At 57.3% G+C, this 7977-nt stretch carries 6 protein-coding genes and 1 pseudogene; 3 read left to right on the top strand and 4 right to left on the bottom strand.

The window, feature by feature from the left end:
- Positions 1 to 617 precede the first annotated feature (617 nt).
- The gene (locus C0Z16_RS36545; RefSeq protein ID WP_102636793.1) at positions 618 to 1298 is read left to right on the top strand and encodes a glutathione S-transferase family protein; all 681 of its coding nucleotides are present in this window, start codon (positions 618 to 620) and stop codon (positions 1296 to 1298) included.
- Between the two features lie 246 nt (positions 1299 to 1544).
- Here C0Z16_RS36545 and C0Z16_RS36550 read toward each other — a convergent pair whose 3' ends face one another.
- Positions 1545 to 2015, bottom strand: a complete 471-nt coding sequence (locus C0Z16_RS36550) for a hypothetical protein (RefSeq protein ID WP_102636794.1) — start codon at positions 2013 to 2015, stop codon at positions 1545 to 1547.
- 169 nt (positions 2016 to 2184) lie between these two features.
- Entirely contained in the window at positions 2185 to 2361 is a 177-nt protein-coding gene (locus C0Z16_RS37980) for a hypothetical protein (RefSeq protein WP_158244584.1), read from the bottom strand.
- Between the two features lie 438 nt (positions 2362 to 2799).
- Between C0Z16_RS37980 and C0Z16_RS36555 the strand changes: the two genes are divergently transcribed.
- Positions 2800 to 3519 (top strand): uracil-DNA glycosylase family protein, encoded by a 720-nt coding sequence (locus C0Z16_RS36555; protein ID WP_102636795.1) that lies wholly within the window; start codon positions 2800 to 2802, stop codon positions 3517 to 3519.
- Positions 3520 to 4254: 735 nt separating this feature from the next.
- On the opposite strand, the pseudogene C0Z16_RS36560 reads toward C0Z16_RS36555, so the two are convergent.
- Together C0Z16_RS36560 and C0Z16_RS36565 are read right to left on the bottom strand one after the other, a co-directional pair.
- Positions 4255 to 5288: pseudogene (locus C0Z16_RS36560) on the bottom strand (IS110 family RNA-guided transposase).
- Between the two features lie 311 nt (positions 5289 to 5599).
- Complete coding sequence (locus tag C0Z16_RS36565) at positions 5600 to 6397, bottom strand: hypothetical protein (RefSeq protein WP_102636796.1); 798 nt, start codon at positions 6395 to 6397, stop codon at positions 5600 to 5602.
- A 380-nt stretch (positions 6398 to 6777) separates the two neighbouring features.
- Here C0Z16_RS36565 and C0Z16_RS36570 point away from each other — a divergent pair, with 380 nt between their 5' ends.
- A complete protein-coding gene (locus C0Z16_RS36570) occupies positions 6778 to 7626 on the top strand; it encodes a hypothetical protein (protein ID WP_146014417.1) in 849 nt (282 codons plus the stop codon).
- Positions 7627 to 7977 lie beyond the last annotated feature (351 nt).

A 7977-nucleotide genomic window follows, 5' to 3' on the forward strand; every position in this document is an offset into this window, starting at 1 on the left:
TCGAATGCAGGTCAATGCCGCTATAGTTCATGATGGACCTCCTTCCGGTTAAAGCGCTGTTGGCAAACTCACTTTAACCCCGCCACCCATCAGGGCGGCGGAGGAGGCCCGCTAGATGATTTTCAATTCTAGTTGCGTGAGCGAACGTCGCTTTTTGGCCGACCACTGCCTTATGCAATCGGCATACGCCCCCCGACCCTCGCACGGTTGCGATCGACAGCACGCGACCCGGAGCTGCCATTCGGGCCAGTCTGGTCTCAACGGCAGGTTTCAAGGCGGAACGGCCGTCGTGACATCTGGCATCGTGGCCCCCGGTTCCGAAAAATGGGTCTTCGTTGCTCGGCCGCCCATCCTATACTGGTTCACATACCCGACGTTTGGCCCTCAGGCAGTTACGCGCCAACTTCATTCGAACCACAACTACGGTCGTCTCGGTCTCACGGCTGGCGTTGTGCTTCGGTGTTGAATGGTGAGCGATCGGGGTATCTCCCACCGTCACGGCCTCGTACTTTTGAGTGACACCGCGGGGCCGTACCGCGGGCATAGCAAGCGGGCTAGTTAGCAAGAGCGCAGCGGACAGCTAGAGACCCGCTTGTGCGGCAAGGGAGAATGCGCTGATGTCGACTGTTACCTTACATCAATGGGAGAGGTCCCCGTTCTGTGCGAAGGTGCGAAAGGTGCTGCGGCACAAGGAGATCGAATATTCGGTGGTGGACTATAACGGTCTGCTTGGTCGCAAGGCGGCATCGCTTTCACCTGTCGGGCAATTGCCAGTCCTAGACTTTGACGGAGAACGTGTACAGGACAGCACGGACATTGTCGCTTTTCTGGAAGCCCGTGTCCCTCTCCCATCGGTCATGCCAATGGAACCAAAATCGCGCGCGTTCGCGATGCTGATAGAAGACTGGGCTGATGAGTCGCTCTTCTGGTACACGATGGCAACGTTGGAAATGGGTGACCCGATCGCGCTGAGCGAACATATTCAAGCCCTTTGTTTGGGCCGCCCACGCTGGGAACGCTTCGCAGTCGGAGTTGCCGTTAAAGGTATGTATCGGAGAAAACTTCGCAATCAGGGACTCGGCAGGCAACCGTTGACGAACGTGCTCAAGCGGCTTGATACGCATCTCGCGTCGATTGACATACTCCTCTCGCAAAACCAGTGGCTCGCGAGTACCGCGAAATCAGTCGCTGACATTTCGGTTTCCTGTCAGGTCGACCTGCTCATGAGAACGCGGCTTGTGGCGCAGCGCATTCACGAATACCCAAACCTTATCGAATGGCTTGGGCGCTGTGCGTGAGTGCCTTTGTTGGCCAGCGGATTCTGAACGTCTGGGAGTAGGGTAGATGCTACATAGTGCATCCGACGGCTTTCGAATGTACACCTGCCGCTCGAATGACTGCTTTGTCGTATAGGCGCCCGGCAAAAAATGGCCGGCTACTGCCTTGTGTATTTTGGCTCAGTTCGACCCGCTCCTGCCCCTCAGTTAGTTTCTGCGAATGTCACCACTGCGCTCCGAAGCGGCCGTGAGGGACACGAACTATTATTACGGCGCCGCGGCAAGCTTTTTCCTGAATTCCGTGGCAGCCTGTTGCGCATTTCGAACCGCGAGAATTCCCTGCTTTAAGGAAGCCCGGGTTGCATTGGCGTCCCACACAGTGGTCGACCCCAGTTGATGCTCGACAGATGACAAGACGGCCCCCCTCTTTGCCAGTCCACCGGTAACGCTTTCGTCCGCATCAGTCCCATCGTTCAGACGGATATCTGCGCCCACTGCACGCTGGTCCCGGCGAAGTTGATTGACCTCATTCATTAACTTTCGATCCAGAGCCAATAGGCTGTCCCGTTCAACGCCAGTCGGGCGTTCATCCGGAATCCTGTCGAGCAGGTTCTGGCTGTCGGCTTCCAGCGCATAGAGACCTTTGCGCAGCTGATCGACCGCACGCTCCAGCTGTCCGCGCTGCGCGCTTATAGTGAGTGCATCGAACTGCGAGTTCAGGTTGTTGAACCAGTTCACTATGCCGGTAACGCTGTCGAGCAGAACGGACGCAGCCCCCGCTGTGGTGGCCGTGGGACTGGACGCTGGTGCTGCTTCACAAACGACGCCTGTCAGACAAGCGAGGGCAAGGACACTGGGGACGAGAATATGATGCGAAATTGTTCTCACTTTGCGTGGCGCTCACGTCTCACTTGCGTTTTTTACGTAGAACTGCGACTCCAATCTCGACGGCGATCGTCAGTGCAATCAGCGGGGGCAAGAAACGGAGCGTTTCAGCCCTTACCAAGTCCATTTGGATGAGCAGAAAGGTCAGCGCTAGGATTACCAGCACCGAAACCATGATCGCAGCGGATAGCTTGGCCATTGACTGTCTCGCTCGGTGCGTGTGCAGGCACCCGCCGAATCTTGGGGCAGCCATATGAGTTTAGGCAATCCGTGACTCGCCTGCACGGGTTCATGGCTCCGTCACCGGTCGAGGTTTAGTTTATCCGGAATTTGACCTTTTCCACGTCCTGGCGGAATCGCTCGTACTAGGCGGCACTTCTCGATCCGTCACTTCGCCAAATGGCGGCTCATCGCTCGTCAGCAGGTGTTCGCCAACCGACTGTGAAGGACCGTTCGTGGCCAGACCCGGGCTGACGGCGAACGCACCGCCCCGACCCAGAAGAGACCGTCGCGGAAAGCCATAGGGTCGCCCGTACGTTCCGCCGACATCTGATCCACTTATGCCACAATTGCCGCCAAATCTAAAGCTGAAGGCGAAGGGCTGGGCCGCCGCCAACGCATACCATCCGGTGGAACCATGCTCAAAGACGATGTTCAAGCGGTCTTGGATACTTATTATGTCGGGGCGCTTGCGGCGGCCAAGTCCGGCTTGGCTCAACATTTTCACGAGTTGTCGGCGCCGTTTCTCCTGAGCGTATCTCAGGCTTACCTCGATGCGCCCGTCCGAGTCATGTTCATTGGCAAAGAAACTAACGGTTGGTGTGGCAAGCTGGGAGCCTTCTACGAGCGTCCGGACAGGATCGACATCGCGAAGGCTCGCTATGAGAATCAACACGCCCGCGGCACCGGTAATAGTGAGTTATTGCGGCGGTGGAAGCGGTTCGCCGATGCGTTCGCTGGAGGCGATCGAGCGGCTGTTTGCTGGAACAACCTAATGAAGATGGACTGGCACCGCCCGAAACGCGGATACTCTAGGACCTCGATCGGACATTCCGATCATTTGTTTGATTTTTCGATAGCAGCCGTCAAGTTCGAAATCGAACTGCTTAAGCCAGATCTAATCATCTTCGGTAGCGGCCACACGTACGATCGCGCCTTGAAAGCTGTGCTTCCGGAGCGTCAGACTGTGAAAGTCGAGCCAAAGGCTCTTTGGCACTTCCGGTCGAATGGCATCGAGTGTTTTAGGACATTCCACCCTGGTGCACGGGATAAGCACGTCAAAGAGTGCTACCGGAAGATTATTGACACCGCTTCGAACGCGTTTAGGGAGCGCCTACCGCAGAAGGCTTCGCTGTAGGCTACCTTTGTCTCAACATTCTTCCGCGCGGTCGTGCGGCGTGTCAGCCGCCGTGTTGACGAGACGGAACGCCGTCCAATGTGGCCTTCTCGTGCTCACGCGTCTTCTAATCGCTTGAACAGCTCTCTGTGTTGTCGGTAGATAGCGGCTAGTCGCGACCGATAGTCACCTTCCAAATATTCCTTCGCTCCGGGTGCAGGCTTGTCGGCCGCACGACACTCGGCTTGTTGCCTCTGAACAAGCCTTATCCGAACACGCTGCTTCATGATCCATGCGAGGTGGTGGCGGGCGTATGGTCGATTGTCCGCGATTCGTGGCTCCGTGTCGAATGACCGTTTCATGGCCGAACTGGAAGTGGCTCGTCCGGTCGATGCTAGCCGCCGTAAATCGTGGCTCGTCGCCCAAGCTGCGACCGGGTCGACGTCCCTTACCGAAGTTGAGCGGTCCTTCGAATGGCCGTTCACGGCTGTCAGCGAAAGACTGCTTCTTTAATTGGGCGGTGATGTCAAGGGTCGATCTCCGATGGTTTGGTTTTGGAAACGTCGTTTGCGCGGGTCACGCTTCTTTCCGCAGTCGGCTCATCAATCACGGCACGCTGCACGCATTGGTCGGACAGGCATGGAGAGCCTCGCTTTTGGGCGCGCTCGGGGCGCAGCAGTCAGTTGCGGCTTCTTCCAGACCATCGTCCACGCTTCGGACGCTCCCAGTGGGATCAATGTTGGTAAGCGGTTTGCATCATGCCGTCGCCTCCATTGAGCCCCAGCGGAAGTCAGATCCGTCGATCCACATCCTGTGCAGAATGACGGCAAGTTTGCGGGCGACGGCGACAACGGCCCGGCGATGCCCACGACTCTTTTCCAGTCGCTTGCCCCATGCCTTGAGCGTGCACCAGGAGGCACTTCGGGAGACCAGCGCATGGGCGGCGGTGTAAAGCGCGCAGCGCACATCAGGGTCACCAGCCTTCGAGATTCGCCCCGGATTGTCCATTTCGCCTGACTGGTAGCGCCGTGGCGTCAACCCGAAATGGGCCGCAACTGTTCGTGAAGACTTGAAGCGGCTCGGGTCATCAACGGCCGCCTTGAAGGTCAGCGCAGTAATGACGCCGACACCGGGTACGGTCATGAGCCGCTGGCAGACTGGATCGGTCCTGACAATGGCCTTGACTTCGTTATCAAGCTTGAGGAAAGTTCGGTAGAGCACCTGACGCGCATCAAGCAGCGGGAGAAGAGCCCTGACAAGCAATGCATCAGCCTCTATAAGTGGGCGCACCACACCGTCATACGCACCGTGCGGGACTTTTATCGCGAGCCTGATTCCGAAGACCTTGAGCAAGCCGCGCAGTTCGTTCTCGAGATCGACACATTTGTTCAGAACGGCCTTGCGGCTCGAGAGCAGTGCGCGGATATGGTGACTCTCGATACTCTTCACATGGACGCGGCTATACCAGCCAGTGCGCAGGATCCTTGCAATGCCTCTGGCGTCGTTACGATCCGTTTTATTGCGCATCGCGCTCAACGCTGCGTTGACCTGACGGGCTTCCAGGCAGACCACGTCGAATCCTGCCTGCTGCAGCCCATACGTCAGGATCGCGTCAGTGTGCCGGCTTCGAATCCAACCGTCGAAACGTCGGAGCTGAACGAACGAAGCGCCTTTGCTATCGCGCTCACCTCTGCCGGGACCTTCATTTCATACACTACCTGGCCCTGGCCATCAACGATACAAATCGAGACAGAACGCAGCGACACATCCAGCCCAGTGTAGTAAGTCATCACAGCCTCCTTCGCACAGTTGGTTCTGCGATTTTAGGAGCGTCCGACTACCTTCTTGACCGCCCAATTACCTATGCTTTTGGCCGGCAGTATGCGTTCACACCACCAACCGGAAAGCCGCCGTTGAGGATTCCAATGTCGGCTCTGCAAAGTGTTCATCGAACTGGTGCTATCGGCCATGAGCAGTCAGTCACTGTCAGCGCTACGCAGTCATTTTGGTGGCTGCTCCGCATTGAACAGCGGACTTAGTTTGTACCTTTGCCGCTGACCGCGTTGTAGTGCTGAAGGGCAGGCGCGACCGCACTCCTACCCTAGCGAGTCATTAGCATTACCTGCGTCGGCCAACGGTGCCCAGTCTGCGGTGTCACCGACAACCGGTCACGGAAGTGATCGAGGAACCCAACGGCGGTCCGCACACTCCATTCAGCCACGGCGTGACCAATCACGCGGTCCGGGAAGTAGCCATTGTTCAGGCCGGTCACCGGGTTGTGGTCGATTTGGTCGTGGTCGAGGAAATACTGCTTCAAATCCTTCTCGAGCTGATCCCGCGCCCGTTGCTCGTGTTGCGGCCTCACCGTATTGGTCGCCAGCCTGTAGTGCGCGAGCGCATTGCGCAGCGTAATCAGCGTCTGCATTGCCTTGACCGGCTTTGATTTGAAGCCGAGTTCGCGCAGTTCAAGCTTGCGCAGGACCTCGGCATACTTCTCGAAGGAAGGCTTCGATTCGAGATCGTTCCTTCGGAATTGGCCGCCCCGCTTGCTCTTCGTCTGCGGGGGCTCGCGCCAGACTTTAGCCAATTTGCGGGCCTGCAATGCGGTTAGGCCAAACAGGTTGCCTCCGCCGGCGACTTCGCAATCCGCAAAGAGTTCGTTCACGAAGGCTTCGACGCCGAGCACACTCATGACGATTGCTGCGCTCGCGCAGGCGTGGTGTTCGTCGCGCTCCACCATGCCAAACCCGCGCTTCAGAACATCCGGATTGTTTTCGATCGCATAGGCCTTTTTCGCCAGCAGCGCTGCGCCGGACAGATAAGACGTCGAGAGGTAGGCCCGCACGAGGAGGGGCGACGAATCGTCCTGCGGTTGCAGAAAAGATAGCACGGTGGTCAAGGAATACTCCCGTCACGGGTGGGATAGACGATGACGGCGGACTCCGCCGTCATCGTACGTGAGGCGCCAGCGGGCAGCCTGGCAGGTGTCCAGCAATATGGAGGTACCCCGTTGCAGTTGCAAGGGTCTACCTTGCAAGCGGTCACCGCAACTACACAACGACGACCAGCAGTTGTGGTTCGGTCTAAGTCTTTTACATGAGGCGCATGCCCAAGACGATGGGCGCGCTTCTTCGTAGGACGCATTGCGGCCAAACGCGTCCGTCGGCACACGTGTCGTTGTGAAAATTATGCTTTTAGTGTCAGTCTTCAAACAGACGATTTTGCCCACGCCACAACCCGATAAACTTGCGCGAGTGGACTTCATCATGGGCGAATTGAATGGCCAACAACAATCAAATGACCGTCAGCCGATACACCGCAATACTGGCTGAATACGACCTCATTCTGGGCGAGGCCCGTGGCTTCTCCGGACGTCTGACCGGGCGACAGGTCGTCGACGAGCATCTGAAACTTGCCGAAATTATCTTTACGAAGATGGTCTGCCACGCAATAAGTTTGCGGCGCATCTCGCCGACGCTTCAGAACGGTTCAAATCCGGAGCTTTGGGACATCGGTGCCGCTTGTGCGATTGCTCGCACACTCGTCGAGTCGTTCGATGCGTTGGGGTATATCGCATTGCAACCTGTGACCGATCCCGAACGAGAAATGCGAATCCTGCTATGGGAGCTTCACGATAAGGAACATCGGCTGACCATGTTAGATGGTATTGGAGCGGAAGGCCCGGATATTGAACAACTCCGAGACAACGCGAAAAAGCTACGTGACGCTGCAATGACGCATCCATTCTACGGAAATCTTTCAAGAAAGGTCCAACAGAAAATTGCTGCTAGCGAAGCGCCCGCGTACATCCGCATCCAAAGCGACCGTAATCAGGCGAGCGGGATCAATCACGACTATTACCTCAACGTGATAATGCAGTTATCTCAGTACGTGCATACGCTGCCGTTCGCGTTGAGCCAATTGCGACTGACTCACGCTGGCGATCCTGGCGCGTTACAGATAATGTCGCTGCCGCTACAGTACTGCATGCCCTTCATCGCAAAGGCAATCGAGGGCATGGGGCAGCTCTGGCCCGCTCTACGCACGAAAATGCCGGAGGACACACAGCGCAAAATTGACCTATGGATTTTGTTAGCTGCCGATGGGGTGAAGGGCGCAGGAAAGTAGGCGGAACCATCGACCAATCACACGGCGGCGGTGATCGATGTTGCCCCGGCTCCATACGGAATGTCCGAAGACGGTTCCGGAGCAGTCTTCAACGACGACCTACGCCGAAAGTCCGCAACGGGTCGGGAGTACGCACTGACGACTGGCCGCTTCAGGGCAGCGGAATTCCACTGGCCGCTTTCCAGCGATGAGTTCGAAGAGAGGACAGACGCAGCCCGACCCGGTATAGATAGTCCGTCCCGCTTTCATCGATACTGGTGGGACTGGCAGCGAGCTGCCAGTCGAGGCGGGACATGCACCCGTGGACTACGAATATCCCGACCCAAACGCCTGGACGATTGCCGCTTTAGC

The organism is Paraburkholderia rhynchosiae (assembly GCF_002879865.1).
GTDB lineage: Bacteria > Pseudomonadota > Gammaproteobacteria > Burkholderiales > Burkholderiaceae > Paraburkholderia > Paraburkholderia rhynchosiae.